The 17,793-nt window shown below is 42.6% G+C and carries 17 protein-coding genes and 2 pseudogenes; 6 read left to right on the top strand and 13 right to left on the bottom strand.

All coding sequences use genetic code 11. The annotated features are described in order from the left end of the window. Positions 1 to 59: 59 nt before the first annotated feature. Positions 60 to 248 carry a hypothetical protein gene (locus AB1K83_RS05195; RefSeq protein WP_413057103.1) on the top strand — a complete coding sequence of 63 codons (189 nt, stop codon included), beginning with the start codon at positions 60 to 62 and terminating at the stop codon, positions 246 to 248. A 453-nt stretch (positions 249 to 701) separates the two neighbouring features. Here AB1K83_RS05195 and AB1K83_RS05190 read toward each other — a convergent pair whose 3' ends face one another. The 3 genes from AB1K83_RS05190 to AB1K83_RS05180 all read right to left on the bottom strand — a co-directional run bounded on the left by AB1K83_RS05190 (position 702) and on the right by AB1K83_RS05180 (position 3,720). Continuing rightward, entirely contained in the window at positions 702 to 902 is a 201-nt protein-coding gene (locus tag AB1K83_RS05190) for a helix-hairpin-helix domain-containing protein (protein WP_413057102.1), read from the bottom strand. A 217-nt stretch (positions 903 to 1,119) separates the two neighbouring features. Then, positions 1,120 to 2,865, bottom strand: a complete 1,746-nt coding sequence (locus AB1K83_RS05185) for a GMC family oxidoreductase (protein ID WP_413057101.1) — start codon at positions 2,863 to 2,865, stop codon at positions 1,120 to 1,122. 15 nt (positions 2,866 to 2,880) lie between these two features. Next, entirely contained in the window at positions 2,881 to 3,720 is an 840-nt protein-coding gene (locus AB1K83_RS05180) for a gluconate 2-dehydrogenase subunit 3 family protein (RefSeq protein WP_413057100.1), read from the bottom strand. A 233-nt stretch (positions 3,721 to 3,953) separates the two neighbouring features. Here AB1K83_RS05180 and AB1K83_RS05175 point away from each other — a divergent pair, with 233 nt between their 5' ends. Continuing rightward, positions 3,954 to 4,808 carry an MBL fold metallo-hydrolase gene (locus AB1K83_RS05175; protein WP_413057099.1) on the top strand — a complete coding sequence of 285 codons (855 nt, stop codon included), beginning with the start codon at positions 3,954 to 3,956 and terminating at the stop codon, positions 4,806 to 4,808. 201 nt (positions 4,809 to 5,009) lie between these two features. On the opposite strand, the gene AB1K83_RS05170 is transcribed toward AB1K83_RS05175, so the two are convergent. From AB1K83_RS05170 to AB1K83_RS05135, 8 genes and pseudogenes are all read right to left on the bottom strand, one after another. Next, a complete protein-coding gene (locus AB1K83_RS05170; RefSeq protein WP_413057098.1) occupies positions 5,010 to 5,411 on the bottom strand; it encodes a MarR family winged helix-turn-helix transcriptional regulator in 402 nt (133 codons plus the stop codon). Between the two features lie 74 nt (positions 5,412 to 5,485). Then, on the bottom strand, positions 5,486 to 5,887 hold the full coding sequence (locus AB1K83_RS05165) for a sporulation protein (protein ID WP_413057097.1): 402 nt from the start codon (positions 5,885 to 5,887) through the stop codon (positions 5,486 to 5,488). A gap of 69 nt (positions 5,888 to 5,956) precedes the next feature. Next, the gene (locus tag AB1K83_RS05160) at positions 5,957 to 6,628 is read right to left on the bottom strand and encodes an ATP-binding cassette domain-containing protein (protein ID WP_413057096.1); all 672 of its coding nucleotides are present in this window, start codon (positions 6,626 to 6,628) and stop codon (positions 5,957 to 5,959) included. A 5-nt stretch (positions 6,629 to 6,633) separates the two neighbouring features. Continuing rightward, positions 6,634 to 7,329: a molybdate ABC transporter permease subunit gene (modB, locus tag AB1K83_RS05155; RefSeq protein ID WP_413057095.1), complete on the bottom strand. Its 696-nt coding sequence runs from the start codon at positions 7,327 to 7,329 to the stop codon at positions 6,634 to 6,636. A gap of 15 nt (positions 7,330 to 7,344) precedes the next feature. Further along, entirely contained in the window at positions 7,345 to 8,124 is a 780-nt protein-coding gene (gene modA, locus AB1K83_RS05150; RefSeq protein WP_413057094.1) for a molybdate ABC transporter substrate-binding protein, read from the bottom strand. A 207-nt stretch (positions 8,125 to 8,331) separates the two neighbouring features. Further along, a pseudogene (locus AB1K83_RS05145) lies at positions 8,332 to 11,501 on the bottom strand (ATP-binding cassette domain-containing protein). 149 nt (positions 11,502 to 11,650) lie between these two features. After that, positions 11,651 to 12,358 carry a DNA alkylation repair protein gene (locus tag AB1K83_RS05140; protein ID WP_413057093.1) on the bottom strand — a complete coding sequence of 236 codons (708 nt, stop codon included), beginning with the start codon at positions 12,356 to 12,358 and terminating at the stop codon, positions 11,651 to 11,653. A 34-nt stretch (positions 12,359 to 12,392) separates the two neighbouring features. Next, positions 12,393 to 12,765, bottom strand: a pseudogene (locus AB1K83_RS05135) (VOC family protein). Positions 12,766 to 13,028: 263 nt separating this feature from the next. Between AB1K83_RS05135 and AB1K83_RS05130 the strand changes: the two are divergent. The 4 genes from AB1K83_RS05130 to AB1K83_RS05115 all read left to right on the top strand — a co-directional run bounded on the left by AB1K83_RS05130 (position 13,029) and on the right by AB1K83_RS05115 (position 16,604). Beyond that, positions 13,029 to 14,033 (top strand): zinc-binding dehydrogenase, encoded by a 1,005-nt coding sequence (locus tag AB1K83_RS05130; protein ID WP_413057092.1) that lies wholly within the window; start codon positions 13,029 to 13,031, stop codon positions 14,031 to 14,033. Positions 14,034 to 14,284: 251 nt separating this feature from the next. Continuing rightward, positions 14,285 to 14,605: a YbjQ family protein gene (locus AB1K83_RS05125; protein WP_099675914.1), complete on the top strand. Its 321-nt coding sequence runs from the start codon at positions 14,285 to 14,287 to the stop codon at positions 14,603 to 14,605. A 3-nt stretch (positions 14,606 to 14,608) separates the two neighbouring features. Continuing rightward, positions 14,609 to 14,842 carry a hypothetical protein gene (locus AB1K83_RS05120; RefSeq protein ID WP_413057091.1) on the top strand — a complete coding sequence of 78 codons (234 nt, stop codon included), beginning with the start codon at positions 14,609 to 14,611 and terminating at the stop codon, positions 14,840 to 14,842. A gap of 154 nt (positions 14,843 to 14,996) precedes the next feature. After that, positions 14,997 to 16,604, top strand: coding sequence for an acetolactate synthase large subunit (locus AB1K83_RS05115; protein WP_413057090.1), 1,608 nt, complete (start codon positions 14,997 to 14,999; stop codon positions 16,602 to 16,604). An 87-nt stretch (positions 16,605 to 16,691) separates the two neighbouring features. Here the strand turns inward: AB1K83_RS05115 and AB1K83_RS05110 are convergent, their stop codons facing one another. After that, entirely contained in the window at positions 16,692 to 17,462 is a 771-nt protein-coding gene (locus tag AB1K83_RS05110) for a DUF4097 family beta strand repeat-containing protein (protein ID WP_413057089.1), read from the bottom strand. 97 nt (positions 17,463 to 17,559) lie between these two features. After that, positions 17,560 to 17,793, bottom strand: a 234-nt coding sequence (locus tag AB1K83_RS05105; protein WP_413057088.1) for a hypothetical protein, incomplete at its 5' end; no start/stop codon positions are given.

The raw sequence follows: 17,793 nt of genomic DNA, 5'->3' as shown, positions 1-17,793 counted from the left end.
GAATGAAAAGAAAGTTTCAAGCCAAATTAAGACTCCAGATGGATAAAGGAGGTATTGGCTTGGAACCAACGAAGCGGAATCAGTCGGAGATTAAGAAAAGGAAAGCGGCGTTGAGCCAGATGCACGTCGAAATGGCAGAGGAAGCATTTGAGTTAAAGAAATATCGGGAAGCTGTCCAAGAGGCTTGCCGGATCAGTGAGATGGAAAATGCCAACACGCAAGTAAACAATTCCAATGACTCAAAATAAGTACCAATAATCCCGGCTCCTCATTTCGAGCCGGGATTTTCAACTGATGCTTCTTCTTGGAAAACTAAACTGCCAGTTGTGTAATCGCCACCGTCGTATGTTCCACCGCATTGTTTTCCATTGCCATATCAAAATGGAGGCGAGCGTCCGCCATAGCGTTGATTGCCGTATTTATCCAGGAATGCTTAGGCCCAGAAAGTTAATCGGTTTTTTTAGCTTCGAAAACCAGATAGAATATCAAATATATCAAGGCTACAAAATGTAAAGTGAGCATGGCTATGTAATAAGAACTTGAATTATCTTTCAATAAATAGTTGGTGTATCTAGCTGTATTAATAATTAAAATGGCAAATAAAAGAATTTTCATTTTCCTACTCACTTCATTACACCTCTTTTACTTTACTACTCAAATTATCATTAAGAAATCAGCCTAGAAGATCTTTTGATAGCGATTCACTCTTCCTTAAAGGCCATTCCTTTATAGGCCAATGCTTCCCGCAATTGTTGTAACGCTCTGGGTCCGATGCCATGAAGTTTACTTAGATCGGCTTCTGTCATCGCGGCCAGTTGTTCCAATGATTCGATCTTAGCTTCTGTCAATGCACGTACAGCCGGTTTTGCCATACCTGGCGGCAAATTATTTAGCGACTCCATCGCTGCATCATTCCTTTCATTCTAAATCCATGTACAGGTATTGAGTCCTCATCCAATTATAACATGGCATAATTGCACAGGACCTCCCAATCCAAAATCAAATAGAACCAGGCCTGGACCCTAAGATAGGATCCAGACCCTGTTATATTCCCCAAAGGAGATAAGCTACAATAAATAATGCCTTCCATGGGATGGAAAACGAAATACTCTTGCCGGTTTATACCGTACTTTTCTGCTGCCTCCCTACTACCAGTTGGCCGCCGTTTTTCAAATATTTATCGATCCCTTCCGCCGCCCGGTAGCCTAAAGCACCAACTGTAGCAGTCGGGTGATGGCCGGCGAACTGTGGAAATGCAGAGGCGCCGACGACGAATATGTTATCGACATCCCACATTTGCAAATAGTTGTTCACTGCTGACGTGGCCGGATCGGACCCCATGATGACCCCTCCCGCATAATGGCCACCTTGATAAACATGGTCAAATTCATGTGGAATGGTGTCCTTGTCAACAATGTCAGCTCCCATCGCCTCCACGATCTCACTACACTTTTCGATTCCGAACTTCGCCATGTTCCGGTCATGGTCCGTATATTTATACGTCACCCGAAGAAGCGGGTCGTTAAATTCATCTTTATAAGTCGGATCCAGATCGAGATAATTATGCCACCAGGCCATGGTGGCCATCGTATACCAGACGACCAAATTACGGTGGGCATAATATATGGAGTTTTTCTTGAATTCGGGGCCCCATTGTGGTGTGCCCTTGGGTACATGATTACTGGCGATCGCCGCATCCCCATATTGCCTCAATTCGATTCCGCCACCATTTATGAAATCCAGATTCGTATGATCGAAGTTATCGCCAGCAAAGTCACTGAGCGCTCCGCCTAGCGCCCCCGCACCTGCATAGAAATTAAATTTACGTTCATTGAAAAACCCTCTGGCTCCTAAGAAAGTGATACCGAACTGCCCATTGTAATTCCGGCCAATTACGCCTTTCCTTGTACTCGGGTTATATGGCTGTCCAATTTCCGACAGCATTAACAAACGGTTGTTCGTGAACGTGAAGGCGGCCAATACGACGACATCTGCCGGCTGTTCGTATTCTTGTCCGGTAATCGTATCGACATATAGAACACCGGTAGCCTTGCCGCCTTTATACAGTACACGGCGGACATTGGAATTCGTACGGATTTCACAGTTCCCGGTTTTCACCGCGGTCGGAATGACAGTGACGAGCGGATCGGATTTCGCTCCAAAATCGCAACCGTACTGGGTACAATACGCGCAGTACACACATCCACTCATCACCTCTCCGTCCGGATTCGTATATCCTTGCGATAGATTTCCGGATGGCACTTGATAGGGATGATACCCGAGTTTCTTTGCAGCATCTTTGAACAAACGGATAGCCGGAGATTCTTTCATCGGTGGATTCGGATAGTCATCGGAACGTTCGGGGCCCAGTGGGTCGGGTTCCCCTGAGATGCCCGCGGTCTTCTCCCACCGATCATAATACTTATCCATTTCGGCATACGTGATGCCCCAATCTTGGATGGTCATGCCTTCTGGAATCTTTTCCTTCCCATACCGATCGACTGTCTGAGTGTAAATCTCGAAATCATACGGCTTCCAACGGTACGTAGCACCAGCCCAGTGCACACTGCCGCCACCCAAATTCGTGCCCGCCATCATCTCTTGCCGCGTCCGGACCGGCAAGGCGATTTGATCCAACGTGTTACGGGAGGTGATGGTTTCCGACGAAAGGTTCTGCATCATTTCAAAACGGTTGGTGAAGCGCAGTTCGTCTTTCACGCCTGTGTAATCCGCTCGTTCTTTGTTTTCTCCGCGTTCCAGCGCTACCACTTTATAGCCGGCTTTGGCCATTTCCGCCATGACGACGCCACCTGCCCATCCGGTGCCGACGACCACTACATCGACTTTTTCTAATTTAGTTGCCATGCTTTCCAGCTCCCATTACGCATTTTTTTGATAATCTTTCAAGCTTTGTTGTTCCAGGACGACAAATTCTTCCTCTTCAATCTGCGGTAGATATGATGCACGGGGACCCGGGTATTCTTTCATCTTCCAACCCATCATATCTTTGTTGCCTCCATACAACGGATCAGCGTAAGCCCCTTCAACCGTCGTTTGTCGCAACAGATGGAAGAAATCTTTGGAACCATATCCTTTCATATCCACTTTGCCATCCTCGAACATCTGCAACACTTGATCCTGCTGTGGTCCTTCCAGTTCGATAAAACGGGCACCGAATTCCTTTTGAGCGACATGATCCATTTCTCTCAGACCAATGAGGAAAATTTCATTCCTCCGCAATCTCGTTTGGTACCTCGGTGTTGGGAGTGGTTGCTGGGTTTCCACGTTTGGCCCTTGCCGATCTTGATTTCGTTCCTTATCTTGTGCTCCTTGAACATATTCGTTTTGATAAAATGGCCCATTCATATATTCTTTGGCATTCATCCCCCATTCCCCGTTTAGCTGCTTGTCAATGAAGTACGGGACTCCAAGCGCAATAGCGCCAGGACCCAGATCGTCCTCCGGGAAAATTCGTTCCGTAGCTGCCGATAAAATATCAAAGTCCTCTTTCCGGCTGAAAAACATCCGGGCATCTTGTAAGCCTCCGCTCATCTGTTCCGTTTGGGTCTCTGTATTTTCCTGTCTCCGATTAGTCAACAAACCGCCTAGTAACGAACCCCCTACTACCCCGCCGGCAACTAATCCAGTGTTCTTTAAAAACGTACGGCGGCTCATGCCCTCTTTTCCGGTATTGTTTGTATCATCTGGTTTATTTGTCACTTCAATCTCCTCCCAATCCACATAAATAGAAGTATTTCACCCCATTATTTCCATCATTTCCCCCGTACAAACATCAAAAAGGCGACATGCAAAAAAAGGCGTCAGTCAATCGGAGGATTCGTTGACTGACACCGAAAACCGAGTTTAATAATAGGCATCACGGGAATGAAAACTGTATAGTTCTTCATATAAAGGCCAAAATAAGTTGATTACCGAAATAGGAGGTATTGTTTGTGGAGAGAAGTTCATCAACTGAGAATTTCCAGCCCATTACTTCCGTCAATAGTGACGTCGGAGTGGAAGTGACGCCGGACATTTATTGTTTCACAAACCAAATCGTCAATGTCATATTTTACGGAAGGCAAGGAGAAGAAGGCTGGGTCTTGATCGACGCCGGAATGCCTACCTCTGGGGCAAAACTTAAAGAAGAGGCCGAAAAAAGATTCGGAGCCGGGAAACCTCCGAAAGCCATCATTTTGACTCACGCCCACTTCGATCATATTGGAGGTTTAATTGATCTACTCGAGGAATGGGACGTTCCTGTCTACGCCCATCCTTTGGAAATTCCGTATATCACGGGACAAAAAGATTTTCCTGACCCTGATTTCATGGTGGAAGGTGGGATGGTAGCAAAAATGTCTTCCATTTTTCCAACTGAAGCGATCGATATCGGGAATCGGGCAAATCCCCTTCCCGCCGACGGCTCCGTCCCTTTCATGCCGGGATGGAAATGGATTCATACTCCAGGCCACACGGAAGGTCATGTCTCCTTTTATCGAGAATCGGATGGGGCTTTAATAGCGGGGGACGCCTTTGTGACCGTCCGCCAAGATGCTTTATATAAAGTATTTACGCAGAAACGTGAAATAACCGGCCCGCCCCGTTACTTGACTCCGGATTGGGAAGCCGCCGAACGGTCGGTAAAAGCATTGCAAGCGCTACATCCGAAAGTGGCGGTTACCGGACACGGTGTTCCTGTTTCAGGCGAATGGCTGGAAGAGAATCTGACCAATCTTGCCAATCACTTCGTGGCGATGGCCGTCCCGGATTACGGCAAGTTTGTTGAGGATGATAAACCGACTCCATAATTGAGCGAATTGAAAAGTTCCCCTTTGTCATAGTGACGAGGGGGCTTTTTGCGTTACGTGATCGGATCATTAATTGTCCGATAGCTATACTTGTGTATTGCAACTATTAAAATATGCAACTATTCGCAATTTGCAAACATCTTTTTATTCGATTGAATATTGCAACTATATTAGTGCTCATGTACTTGCAAAGTGCAACTTCTAGTCATTTTGGAGCTTATTCGTAAGTGCTTGGACAGATCTCATGATTGTTTCCTTCTCAAATTCATTCATCCCACTGAAGAACTCGGAAAAACGTGTTTCAAACAGCTGTTTCACTTCCTTGACAACTCTCTCCCCTTCTTTTGTCAGTCCCAAAAAATAGAATCGGCGATCTTGATTGGACGGTACCCGTTCGACATATCCCTTCCGTTCCAGAGTTTGCACTTGCCTGGAAAACGTAGTTATATCCATCGCGACTTGCCGGGCGACTTTTTGCATCGTCGTATCGTCAAGACCGTCCAGCTCAAACATTATCGTCACTTGGGTCAATGATAGCTCTTCGGGAAACTCCTCATACACTCTCTTGATAAATCGAGTCAGAGAAAAATAAAATTTCAGCAAAACTTCCACCCCTTTGTTTACATAATATTATTACGCGACCAAAAAACGCACCTGTCTAAAAAGTGCGCTTCGCGTCAACCGTATGTAATTTGATCTTCATCGTGTACATTTACCGCATTTTTAATAAAAACGGTTGTCCGTAAGATGAGAGATTCATTCTCCTCAGTCTCCCAACGTTCATCTGGGACGATTTCAAACGGGATCATGTGAGTCTCTTTCGATTTTACGCTCCCGACCATTTGAAATTCCTGCTTCGATATCGTATTATCAATAATTGAAAAATCACTGTCCCGCACATCTCGTGTCGTCCTTTTCAATAATTCAACCTCTATATGATCGATCAACTGCTCACTATTCCCGCCTTCGATATAAATCGTTCCCGAAAGGGTTTCACCGAATGCGACAGATGGTGAGCCTACAATTGTATCCACTTTCATTGCTCCATAGCCAATGCTTGATAAAAATTGCTTTAACATACATAGTTGCCTCCTAAACGATAGTATCTTTCCCTATTCCCTATATAACCCAGTATAACGCATTTATCCTTAATAAGTTGAAGTGGAACATCCTACTCGGTCCCCCACTTCCTGATTTTTGATTTTGCCCTTTTCTATATATAGAATCCTGTCCCCCAGTTTCCGGGCTTCCTCCATATCATGTGTAACGATCAGGAAGGGGATCTCCCAAACATCATGTAGCCGAAGAAGTTCGTTCTGGCAATCAACCCGTGTTTCCCTGTCCAATGCGGAAAGAGGTTCATCCAACAATAAGATGTCCGGTTCCGTTGCAAGTGCACGTGCCAACGCGACCCGTTGCTGTTCACCGCCAGAGATTTGGTGAGGGTATTTGGTCAATAAATGCCGGATTTTTAACAGATTGGTCAATTTGTCCGCTACAGCGTGTCCTTCCCCTTTCTTTCTCACTCCGTACGAAATGTTTTTCTCTACGGTCATATGAGGGAAAAGCGCATAGTCTTGGAACAGATAACCAACACGCCGAGCACGTGCTGGAAGTGATGTATGGCCAGTCCGAAAAAAAATGGTTTCCCTCAAGCTAATGATACCTGCATCTGGTCTCATAAGACCGGCAATTCCATTCAAGATGGTCGTTTTTCCAGAGCCCGATGGCCCGACCAAAACGACGATTTCCCGATCCATCGTGAAATGAACATCCAATTCGAAATGGGCAAGCTGCTTTTTCATTTGGACATCAAGCATATGTATCACACCCTATTTTTTTCATTGGTGAAGCGCCGCATGTTCCGTTTGCTCCACCAGGTTAACCAGAGAATCGTGCTAAAACCGAGCGCAACGATAATAACTACCCAAAATGTCGCCTTTTCCATCTGCCCCGCTTCTACAGCAAAATAGATCGCCATCGGGATCGTATCCGTTTTTCCAGGGATGTAGCCCGCCAGCATGAGAGTTGCACCAAATTCACCCAGTCCCCGGGCGAAAGACAGGACAAGCCCTGCCAATAAACCCGGCCAGGCAAGCGGAAAGGCTATCGTCCAAAAGACACGCCATTCGGAGGCTCCCATCGTCCGCGCCGCATTTTCAAGTCGAACATCAATGTTTTCGAAAGCGGCCGTGGCGCTTTGATACATTAAGGGAAATGAAACGACGATTGATGCGATGACGGCCGCATACCAAGTAAAGACGATTTGGATGTCAAATGTATTCCATAGCCACCCACCGATCCACCCCTTTTTTCCAAAAAGAATGAGTAAGCCAAATCCAACAACCGTAGGAGGTAGCACAAGTGGCAGAAGAAAAAATGATTCCACTATACTTTTTCCAAAAAAGGATTTCCGCCTGAAAAAATAAGCAAAAAACAAACCGATGACGAAAACGAAGGAGGTGGAGATGACTGCCACTTTCAATGACAAGAGTAGTGGTGTGTAACTGATTTCGGACATAGGCCCTCCCCCCTTTTACTGAAACCCGCATTTCCGCAGCAATTCTTCCCCATCATCACTTATCAAATAATCCAGAAAGGCCTGCGCCGCTTGTTGGTGTTCGGATTCCCGTATGATGGCACCCGGATAGACAATTGGGGTATGCCATTCCCCATTCGCTTCTGCCAACACTTTCACCTTGTCTGATATAGCCGCGTCACTTGAATAGACGACCCCCAGATCTGCATTTCCCATCTCCACATGAGTCAACACTTGCCGGACATCCGAACCGAGCACGAGTTTGTCCTGCAGTGGCTCCCACAATCCTAGGTGTTCAAACACTTCTTTCGTATACCATCCCACTGGCACAGCTTCCGGTTCGCCAATGGCAAGGTGTTGAATAGAGCGGGGATTGATTTCTGGAAAGGAAGGAATGCCTAAGGTCGACTCCTTAGCCGAAATTAAAACGAGGGAATTCGACGTGAAATCGACACGTGAATGTTCCACGATTAACCCCTTCGCCTCCAAGCCATCCATATCCTTTTCGCTTGCGGATAAAAAGACGTCTGCAGGCGCACCTTGTTCAATTTGCGTAGCCAATTTTCCGGAGCTTCCAAAATTGAAAGTCAATGTTACACCTTCCTGGCGACTCTCATATGTACGTTTAATATCCGTCAGTGCATCCGTCAGACTAGCGGCAGCCGACACCATCAATTCCACTTTTGGTGTCTGCGAAGTTTCCGATCCACCACCCGAGCAGCCGAGCAACGTGGAGGAGAATAAAAAGATGGACAAAAACAGGGCCATTCTTTTCATTTTGGCAAAACCCTCTTTCTCTTAAACATCCATTAGAGTTGAAAAGACATAGAACTGTAACTGTATATTTGAAAATACCACACAACAATAAAATAAACATACAGATGCGCTCGGTTAATATAATAAAAACCCAACTTCTCTGCAAATAAAAATAGAGAAGTTGGGATTTTCCGTTACTAGCTGACATCTATCCTTCAAAATTCTAATTTAATTATTTTGCTCAAGGCATTGATAAACTGCCATCATATCTTGCTTATTCAATTCACGGATGCGATTGAAAATCTGAATGTCTGCAACAGCCTCAATAGTTAAGCTTTCATCAACAACATCACTTACTGTTCCAGTTAACCACGTTTTTATTTGTATGCCTTCAACAAGTTCCTTAAGGCCTTCTTCATTGATGCCTGTAGCATGACAACTTACACATGGAATGGTTAATTTAAACACACCATCATGCAGATTATCTTCCGATATCACTTTTTTACCTTTACAGAATGGACATGGATTGCCCTTTCTGATTTTATTAATTTGGGTAATTAATTTTTTGTAACCAAATGCTTCATAAACATATGTCAGTTTTTTGTATTTCCCATTTGTGAAATACTGATCGATAATCGTTTCTCTCGTTTCATTGATATTTGGGAAATCACAGATTGTCACTTGATTATTATTGCTGATGGATTCGACATTGCCATTGATTGTATCCCAGAATGGGTAGACATTTTGTAATACGATTTCATAACCCGTAAAGCTTGCCTGCTCCAATTCAAACATTTTTAGGGCGACTTGTGTATTTCTAGACAACAAAGAGACATCTTCCGTCAAGTTCATCTCGCCGCCTACAATCGATTTCAATTTGACGAGTGCAGGCAAGTCACCTATGATCTTCAATACTTCGTCAACCGGCTGTCTGATCAATTCACGAATATCTGTGACTCCGAATTTAAGCGGCTTATTGTGGTTTAAAACAGTCCCCTCACAAATTGGACATGTAATCATTTCTTTAGAAGCTTTCATTTGTTCTTTAATGATTGATTTTGAAACGACCATATACATCCCAAGGATTGTATTGAAGCCTACCCATGTTCTTCGCGTCTTGCCTTCCCTGTCATAAAATGACTTCTCAAAATATCCATACCAAAATGTATGCTTTTCTTCATCGGACATCTCGTTATAGCTTTTTGTCAGGTCATGACCTAATTCATTCTTCATTTCATCAAATAGGAATTCAAGCTTTTCGTATTTATAAAACTTCAATACTTCCATCACGTCTGGATGGAACAATCCATCCCAAAATGGAACATTTTTGTCTTGAATGATAAGATCTTTATCAAATATTTCTATCTGAAGACGTCCTGAGCATGATGGACAGTGATTATCTTTATTATAGAAATCAAAGCTTTTCGTGTCTTTGTTCGTCGGATGCGCCGCCACGATATGGTTGATGAGGCCTCCAATTTCATAGAGAAAGCTATATTGGCTATACAAGTGTCTTTCAAGATCCATCGCAATGACTGGCGCGATAGTGTCAGATTCGAATTCACCATAAATTAATCGGGCCATTGATGACAAACTTTTTAAGATGCCTCCTTTATAAATATTCTCTGCATTTTTAAAGTATTCGATATGATTTTCTTTTAAAACGCTAATGCCATTTTGCTGTTTGAGCGCGGAGGAAATAGGTAACGGTAGTTCGATATCCTCCCTATTTTCATGCTCATAATAGCAATGATGACTAACAATATCCAAATGCGTTACAGGCTCATTCTTCCGCTTTCCGAAATCGATTATGAAATCGGAGCTTTCCATCATATATTCATTATGTTCAATCATAACGATTGAAACTGTTTCACTTGCAAAATCAGCCGAATACTATCAATGAATTGATTTAAGATATTTTGGGATAAACCTTTTGATGGCTCGTCAAAAATGAAAAGCGTGTGCGGTTTTCTTGAGTTAGCAAACAGCTCCGAAACTAAATGAACACATTGAAATTCACCAGTAGATAAAGTCTGTGTCTTTCTTTCCAACGTCAAATAACCGAGGCCGAGTTTGATCAATAAACTCAAGCGTTTATGAGCGATGTCTCCATTTGGCAGTTCATCAATAATATCTTCAATCGAGCGCTCAAAAATATCATCAATTTCGTCACTATATTTGTTGAGTTTCTGTTTGATGTCAAGAAAAGTTGCAACAGTTGATCGGCTCGTTATCGATTGGTTGCGGTCCTGCCCTACCATCACCAGTTTATCTTTCGGGTATCGCTTCAGAAAGTCTTTGGCTACACATTCATTGACAAGTGTAGACTTACCGCAGCCAGACTCACCTGTAACCGTTACAAGTCTATTTTTTGGAATCTCAAATTCAGCCATTTGAATATTACGGCAGTAAAGATCCTTAAATTGATAGTACTCTGTGGGCTTTGTCTCATTCCGTTCCTGAAACACAGGTTTTGGACGAGGTGATTCTTCCACAATTTTTCCGCCGTATTTACCACTGCCAGGTCCAAAGAACAATTGCTCATCAGTTGTATCGAGCACCGTGTCAGAATGGTCGATGAGCCAAATTTGATTCTTATAGCCTAATTGTTTAATCTGCGCTAAGATTTTCAACAGCGTTTGGCGATCAAGACCGACAGAGATTTCATCGATGATAATGACGGTGTTTTCGCTTGCAGCCATAAACTCCGCCAAGTAGAGTCGTGTCAATTCTCCGCCTGACAATGTACCCATAATTCGATTTAAAGTTAGGTAACCGATATTCATATTGATAATATTTTTGAGGATATGTTGTTTCGCTTCACTAATATGTAATTCTTCTGCTAGTAAGAGGATCTTTTCGACGCTCAAGTCGTTGATATCGGAAACAGTATGAGGTTTATCAAATAAATCAATCGCATATTTCTCAACTTCTGGGCTATAGCGTTTACCACCACACGTTTTACATTCAACATTACTTGTACTACCGCGCCCTTTACATTTTGGGCACCAGCCTAATTCATTATTGAATGAAAACACTTCCGGGGATATATCAAATTTGTCAGCAAGACAAACACGAATTTCTGTAAAAACGCCGGTATGTGTGCCAATTGTGGAACGTGGATTGGAAGAAATGGATGATCTTCCGAGAAACAACACTAATGGCATCTCTTCCATTTTTATGGCACTGAAATTCGTTTCCATAATATTGGGGAATAAATACTGGTATTCGGCCTTTGGCAATAAGGAAACGAGACGCTTCTTCGATTCTTCGCCGATTGTTTGACAAAAAGTTGTTTTTCCTGATCCAGACAATCCAGCGATACCTAATGATTTATCTATTGGAAGTGCTGCATCTAATCGCTTAATATTATTCGCAATCAATTGATTTATTTTCATTGTGGCATCCTCTCCATTCTCTAACTTTAGTATTGCCATGTTAATAAAACTTCATTACAAAACTTTCGACCTCAATCCTTTGTTCCAATAAAAATGACGCTTTCCGAGTTCTAGGAAAGCGCCCGATAGTTGAATAGCGAAGCTACTGTTTAACATCTAACATATTTGCGTTTGAAACCAATCTTCCCTCTATCTACTTCCTTTTGAATGCTTTCGTAAGCGTTTAGAATACTGCTCTTTTTCTTATCCCGTTTGACTTCTACTAGACCTACTTCCTTTGCGGTTTCGACCGCCTTTTCATGGAGTGGCAAGTATGAAAAGCCGACAGTATAAAGGAAGTTATTCATGGCAGCTTTGGTTCGCTCTGGCGAATCGTGAATCGTATTTTTCACCATTTCAAGCATGTCGGCAATCTTACTCTCGGAAAATTCAACGTCTGAGCGATTTCCTAATAGCCAGCAGTAGCAACTCCAGCCCGCTGACATTCTCAGTTCCTCACCGCTCGCAATCCATTTATCGGCAACTTCTTGTGCAATATCCGCTTCCGCTAAAGTGACGGCCACCACATAATCGGATAGCATATAAAAATAGGCCGAATCTATCCAACGATCAAAATCCGACGCAGTCATTACTTTTGGATCTGCAATAATACCTGCAAAGTACATGGCGTCATAGTTTCCTGTCTCATAAAGCTCTTCAGCTAAAGCTTGATCCAATTTTATTTTCTTTGCGATCGGCTTCATCGCACCTGTCGCTACACCAAAAAGTGGTTCACGCGCACCATTGGACAAGTATATTTTTTTAGTCCGTTCCTTGCCAAGGGCTTCAAGCTCCTGCATAACCATATCTAAATTCATCGTTTACCACTACCTTTTTAGAATATCTTTTCCTTCATCTGTGTTGATCAAAAAGAATTGGATTACCATCCGGATCTTCAATTGTAAAACTTGCTGGGCCTTCGCTAGTTTCATCGGCCTCAGATAGCATCTTTATACCTTTTTCTTTCAGCTGTTTCTGAATCTCCCGAATGTCAGTAAACGAATGAAGGTTTTCGGCATTTTCATTCCATCCCGGATTAAACGTCAAAATGTTTTTTTTCGAACATTCCTTGAAAAAGGCCAATTATGCAGTTCTCATTCTTCATAATGAGCCAATTTTGGGTAATATCCCCTCCGAAGACCTGAAACCCCAGCTCTTCGTAAAATGATTTTGATTTGTGGATGTCTTTTACATTTAAACTTACAGAGAATGCGCCCAGTTTCATAATTTCTCCTCCCATATATAAATAATATTCAAGAACATTTATTGCATAAATTGAGTATACATTATTACTTTGAGAAACACATAAGCCCCATTAGCTTATTATTTATCATTACTTGTAAAATTATTCGATTTTTCTAAATTGGTAAATCATTGCTTGATGAGACAGGAAAATTATGCTACAGTTAACACTATAAAATGAGCGAGCGCTCAATCACGCAACTAAGTATCCAATGCTTCAATATATTAATTTCAAGGGGGATTGAGATGAAGGCGATCTTGTTAAGAGAATTAGGAGGACCTAATCAAGTCAGTTACGAAGAAGTTGAAATTCCGACTCCAAAATCAAATGAAGTGGTAGTCCGGGTGAAGTATGCAGCATTAAATCGAAGAGACTTATGGATCACTTATGGAATGTACCCTGGGATGGAGCTGCCGTCTATTTTGGGAGCGGATGGGGCTGGTGAGGTTGTAACTGTTGGAGATCAAGTAACAGAAATAAAGGTCGGCAGCACTGTTGTCATTAACCCAAGCTTAAATTGGGGGGATAGCAGAGTCCACTATAATCCGGATCATCGGATATTAGGAATGCCATCTGATGGTACGTTCGCCGAATACGTCGCCGTTCCAGCCGAAAACGTCTATGCCAAGCCAGACTACCTTACTTGGGAAGAAGCAGCTGCACTCCCATTGGCAGGCTTAACAGCATACCGCGCTCTGATGTATAGGGGAAATCTACAGGAGGGTGAAACCGTTCTCATTCCTGGCATCGGTGGTGGTGTTGCATTAGTGGCACTACAAATCGCTGTCGCTCATGGTGCCAATGTATTTGTTACATCGAGTAGCGATGAAAAACTCGAAAAGGCGAAACAGTTAGGAGCAGCAGGCGGAGTGAACTATCGCTCGGACAATTGGGTAAAAGATATGAAAAAATTAATGGGCGGTGCTGATGTGATCATTGATGGCGTCGGCGGCGAAAACTTCAATCATATGATCACTTTAGCGAACCCGGCCGGTCGCATCGTCAACTTCGGTGCGACAAGCGGTCCAATAAAAGAACTCGTACTTCCCCGTATCTTCTTCAAGCATTTAGATATTAGAGGAACCACAATGGGGAGCCCGGAAGATTTCAGGGAGATGCTTCAATTTTTTGAAGAACATCGGATTTCTCCGTACACTGATAAATCCTTCCCCCTCGAGGCAGCCTCTGAAGCCCTGGTGTACATGGAAAAGGGAGAGAATTTCGGTAAAATCACGTTGGAGATTGAGTGATAGGCATTGTCCGGAAAAGAAAATCACTTCGAAACAGCAGAAAACTCATTTGCATATGCAAATGAGTTTTCTAATACTATTTGATATTTAGCCTCGTTTTAATAAATCAAGCTTCAGCACTACTTCCTGTTTGCCGTCCACTCATGATACGGTTCACCGTAATTTATCTAAATGAGATTTTAACCTAAATGTACTGGTAAATACTCCTATTCATCTATATAATTATTATTATTGTTAAGGAGCGGATTCAGATGATGATCGTAACAACTGAAAATATTGCTAATCACCAAATTACAGAGGTGTTAGGTCCAGTATTTGGTTTAACCGTAAGAGCAAGAGGAATAGGTAAAGATATTGCTGCTGCTTTTAAGGGGCTAGTAGGTGGAGAGATAAATCAGTATACAGAAATGCTTGAAGATGCCAGAAAACAAGCAATGGATCGTATGGTGAAAAATGCCACAGCAATGGGTGCAAACGCTATTATTATGATGCGCTTTGACTCAGGTGAAATCGGTCAAAATATGAGTGAAATCGTAGCCTATGGAACAGCAGTTATTGTAGAAAAGAGATAACTAATGAAATGGATTATAGGGTTTTACGGTATCCAATTCCTTATTCTGGTTGTTTTAATTATCGGGTCCTGGCTAATTTGGGATCGTCGCTTTAAAACGAAACACGGCAGGCAAGTACCAAAAGGATTCATACGGACAAATGAGGTCTCAATTGATCCAATAACAAATAAAAGATTAGTCGTTTATTACAACCCAGAAACTGGAGAACGCTTTTATAAAGAGGAAAATAAAAATTGAAAGGGGGCCTGTTTTGAAACAGACCCCTTTTCAATTTTCTATTTTATCCGCGTTTACTTATGATACGGTTCACCACACCATAAATGCAGACGGTTTTTTTAAAAGATTTAAGGGGACAATAGGGAAAAGACAGTAGGTAGAGGAGTAATGTATCATGAAAGCAACAGATTTACTTATTCAGTGCTTGGAAAATGAAGGGGTTGAGTATATTTTTGGCATCATGGGTAAGGAAACCCTCGACCTGATGGATTCATTATCTAAGTCTAAAAAAATTCAGTTCATAAATGTTCGTCATGAACAAGGAGCAGCGTTTATGGCAGATGTTTATGGCAGGCTAACAAATAAGGTCGGTGTTTGCTTGGCAACTTTAGGACCTGGAGCGACAAATCTTTTGACCGGAATAGCTAGTGCAAATCTGGATCATTCTCCGGTTGTCGCCATTACAGGTCAAGCAGGCTTTGAAAGGCAACTTCAAGAATCTCATCAATACTTAGATATAGTTAAAATATTTGAACCCGCTACCAAGTGGAGTGTTCAAATTAAAGATTCGCAATCCATACCAAAAATCATTCGCCAGGCATTTAGATTAGCACAAATGGAAAAGCCAGGTGCTGTTTTAATTGAATTGCCTGAGAACATAGCATCACAAATGGCTCCAACCCTGCCATTACCAGTATTGCCTCTTCCAAAAAGTACTCCTAATTCACAAGCTATAGAGGATGCTCGTACATTAATAAGCCAAAGCCAAAAGCCACTGGTCATAGTTGGAAACGGGGTTATTAGGCAAACAGCTATACATGAACTCCTGACTTTTGTAGAGAACCTACAATCCCCTGTTATTCATAGCTTTATGGCAAAAGGAGTTTTACCTAAAAACCATCCGCTTAATTATTTTACATTTGGTTTTAAAAAGAAGGATGAAGTATTACCAATTATAGAGCAATCTGATTTATTAATTGTCATTGGTTTTGATTTTGTTGAAAGTGCACCTAAGGATTGGAATAAAGGAATGAAACCCATTTTGCATATTGACACGCTGCCCGCTGAAATGGACGAGCATTACCCGGTGAAGAAAGAGTTGGTTGGTGATTTAAACGAGACTTTCCAGCAACTTAATGCACCGGATTTACCATCTAAACCATGGGTTCCGGTTGGTAATCTCAAGGAACAAATTAAGACAGCCTATCAAATCGATTTAGATGTTAAAGAAAATCTATCACTTACTATCGAGAATATCTTAACGGTTATTGAAAATAACGCTACCGAAAACACCATCGTGATTTCTGATGTAGGTGCCCACAAGCTCTCTATCGCCCGTACTTATCAATCAAAACAGGCAGGTCGACTCATCATCTCAAATGGATTTGCCTCAATGGGTATTGCGTTACCCGGTTCTATTGGTGCTAAATTAGCTTGCCCGGACGCTCCAGTTATTTGTATTACGGGAGATGGAGGGGCTTTAATGAATATTTCCGAATTAGAGACCGCCAAACGACTTGGCCTGTCATTGATCATCATTGTATTAAATGATTCAACATTAAAATTAGAGGAACAAATGATGCAAGAGAAATTCAGTAATAGCTTTGGTACGGCATTTGGAAACCCTGACTTTGTGCAGCTTGCTGAAAGTTTTGGAATAGCAGGAGTTAGACCGAATCAATTGAATGAATTTGAACAAGTATTGAAAAACACCTTAACACAAAACAATGGAATTACACTGATCGATATTAAAATGGGAATGGATACACAATCGACAAAGTGAGCAAGGGGAGATGCTTTTTGAGCAAAAAAGCACCTCCCTTATATTAAAAACTGCCCCTATTTAATACGCATTTTCCTGACGGCCCCTTCATTGAACTACTATAGCGCCGACGTCCGATTGTAATTTTACGAGGTTCTCTCCGTTTCCGAAGACTGTTTTATTGTTTTTGGACCCGAAAATATTGATGGAGCCGATGTCGGTCTCTGCCAAAATCGTCGTGTTGGTCGGCTTTGTTTTTGTCTGGACAGAAATTTTCCCCACATCGGTCTTCAAATCGATCGGCCGATCCAAATCCGGAGTCACTAGGGAAATCAAGCCTGTGTCGGTCTTCGCTGTAATTGCCCCTTCCACATGGTCGAGTTCGATTAATCCATTATCCGTCTCTACTCGAACAGTATTCGCTTCCACGTCTTTCACGGCGATTTTGCCATTATCCGTTTCCAAATCCAATTCCTTTATTTGAAGACTCTCCACTGAAATTTTACCGTTATCGCTCTTCACCTTGAGTGAATCATATTGCTTCTTGGGCACTTCTATAACAAGCGTCGGGGGTGAGTAACCAAATGGGATGACCCACGTTCTTTTATCCTTTAACTTGACTGTCAAAGTACCATCATCTACTTTCGCTTTCACCAAACCTTTACGCTGTTTCTTCTTACTGATGATTTCAATCGTTGTCGTATCCTCTTCCGACGGTCGAATCTCTACTAACGCATTTGCCCCGCTCACCTGAAGCCGTTCGAATGAATCCGCTATGACGATCTGTTTGTCTGCGCCAAACAAGGAATTAATCGCATACCGAACCCCGAATACCCCCACAATCAAAATCAGTATGACAATGATTATCTTATTCCGCACCCACTATTCCACCCTTCTCTCAATCGTTCTAACACTCTTCACTATGTAGTATAGGATGAATCGTTTCAGCGGAGAACAGACCACGGCTGTGTTTCGCTTACGGCTTAGGTCGTAGTTTAACTTGAAGCGGCAAATCGAACCCTGCGCTGTTCGAAAGATGTGCCTTAATTTCTGCAAAGTGCGCAGAAATACGGCAAATCGAACCCTGCGCTGCCGAAAGATGTGCCTTAATTTCTGCAAAGTGCGCAGAAATACGGCAAATCGAACCCTGCGCTGTTCGAAAGATGTGCCTTAATTTCTGCAAAGTGCGCAGAAATACGGCAAATCGAAC

Origin of the sequence: Sporosarcina sp. 179-K 3D1 HS, assembly GCF_047228905.1 — a bacterium.
GTDB lineage: Bacteria > Bacillota > Bacilli > Bacillales_A > Planococcaceae > Sporosarcina.
Note: the sequence above shows the minus strand (reverse complement) of the source record. Positions and strands in the feature narration are given on the sequence as shown.

What these genes read in the sequence shown, in the direction of transcription:
- AB1K83_RS05190 (WP_413057102.1), bottom strand. Translation starts at nt 902, where the DNA reads ATGGAGTCGCTAAATAATTTGCCGCCAGGTATGGCAAAACCGGCTGTA.
- AB1K83_RS05185 (WP_413057101.1), bottom strand. Translation starts at nt 2,865, where the DNA reads ATGGCAACTAAATTAGAAAAAGTCGATGTAGTGGTCGTCGGCACCGGA.
- AB1K83_RS05165 (WP_413057097.1), bottom strand. Translation starts at nt 5,887, where the DNA reads ATGTTAAAGCAATTTTTATCAAGCATTGGCTATGGAGCAATGAAAGTG.
- AB1K83_RS05160 (WP_413057096.1), bottom strand. Translation starts at nt 6,628, where the DNA reads ATGCTTGATGTCCAAATGAAAAAGCAGCTTGCCCATTTCGAATTGGAT.
- modB (WP_413057095.1), bottom strand. Translation starts at nt 7,329, where the DNA reads ATGTCCGAAATCAGTTACACACCACTACTCTTGTCATTGAAAGTGGCA.
- modA (WP_413057094.1), bottom strand. Translation starts at nt 8,124, where the DNA reads ATGAAAAGAATGGCCCTGTTTTTGTCCATCTTTTTATTCTCCTCCACG.
- AB1K83_RS05140 (WP_413057093.1), bottom strand. Translation starts at nt 12,358, where the DNA reads ATGAATTTAGATATGGTTATGCAGGAGCTTGAAGCCCTTGGCAAGGAA.
- AB1K83_RS05130 (WP_413057092.1), top strand. Translation starts at nt 13,029, where the DNA reads ATGAAGGCGATCTTGTTAAGAGAATTAGGAGGACCTAATCAAGTCAGT.
- AB1K83_RS05125 (WP_099675914.1), top strand. Translation starts at nt 14,285, where the DNA reads ATGATGATCGTAACAACTGAAAATATTGCTAATCACCAAATTACAGAG.
- AB1K83_RS05120 (WP_413057091.1), top strand. Translation starts at nt 14,609, where the DNA reads ATGAAATGGATTATAGGGTTTTACGGTATCCAATTCCTTATTCTGGTT.
- AB1K83_RS05115 (WP_413057090.1), top strand. Translation starts at nt 14,997, where the DNA reads ATGAAAGCAACAGATTTACTTATTCAGTGCTTGGAAAATGAAGGGGTT.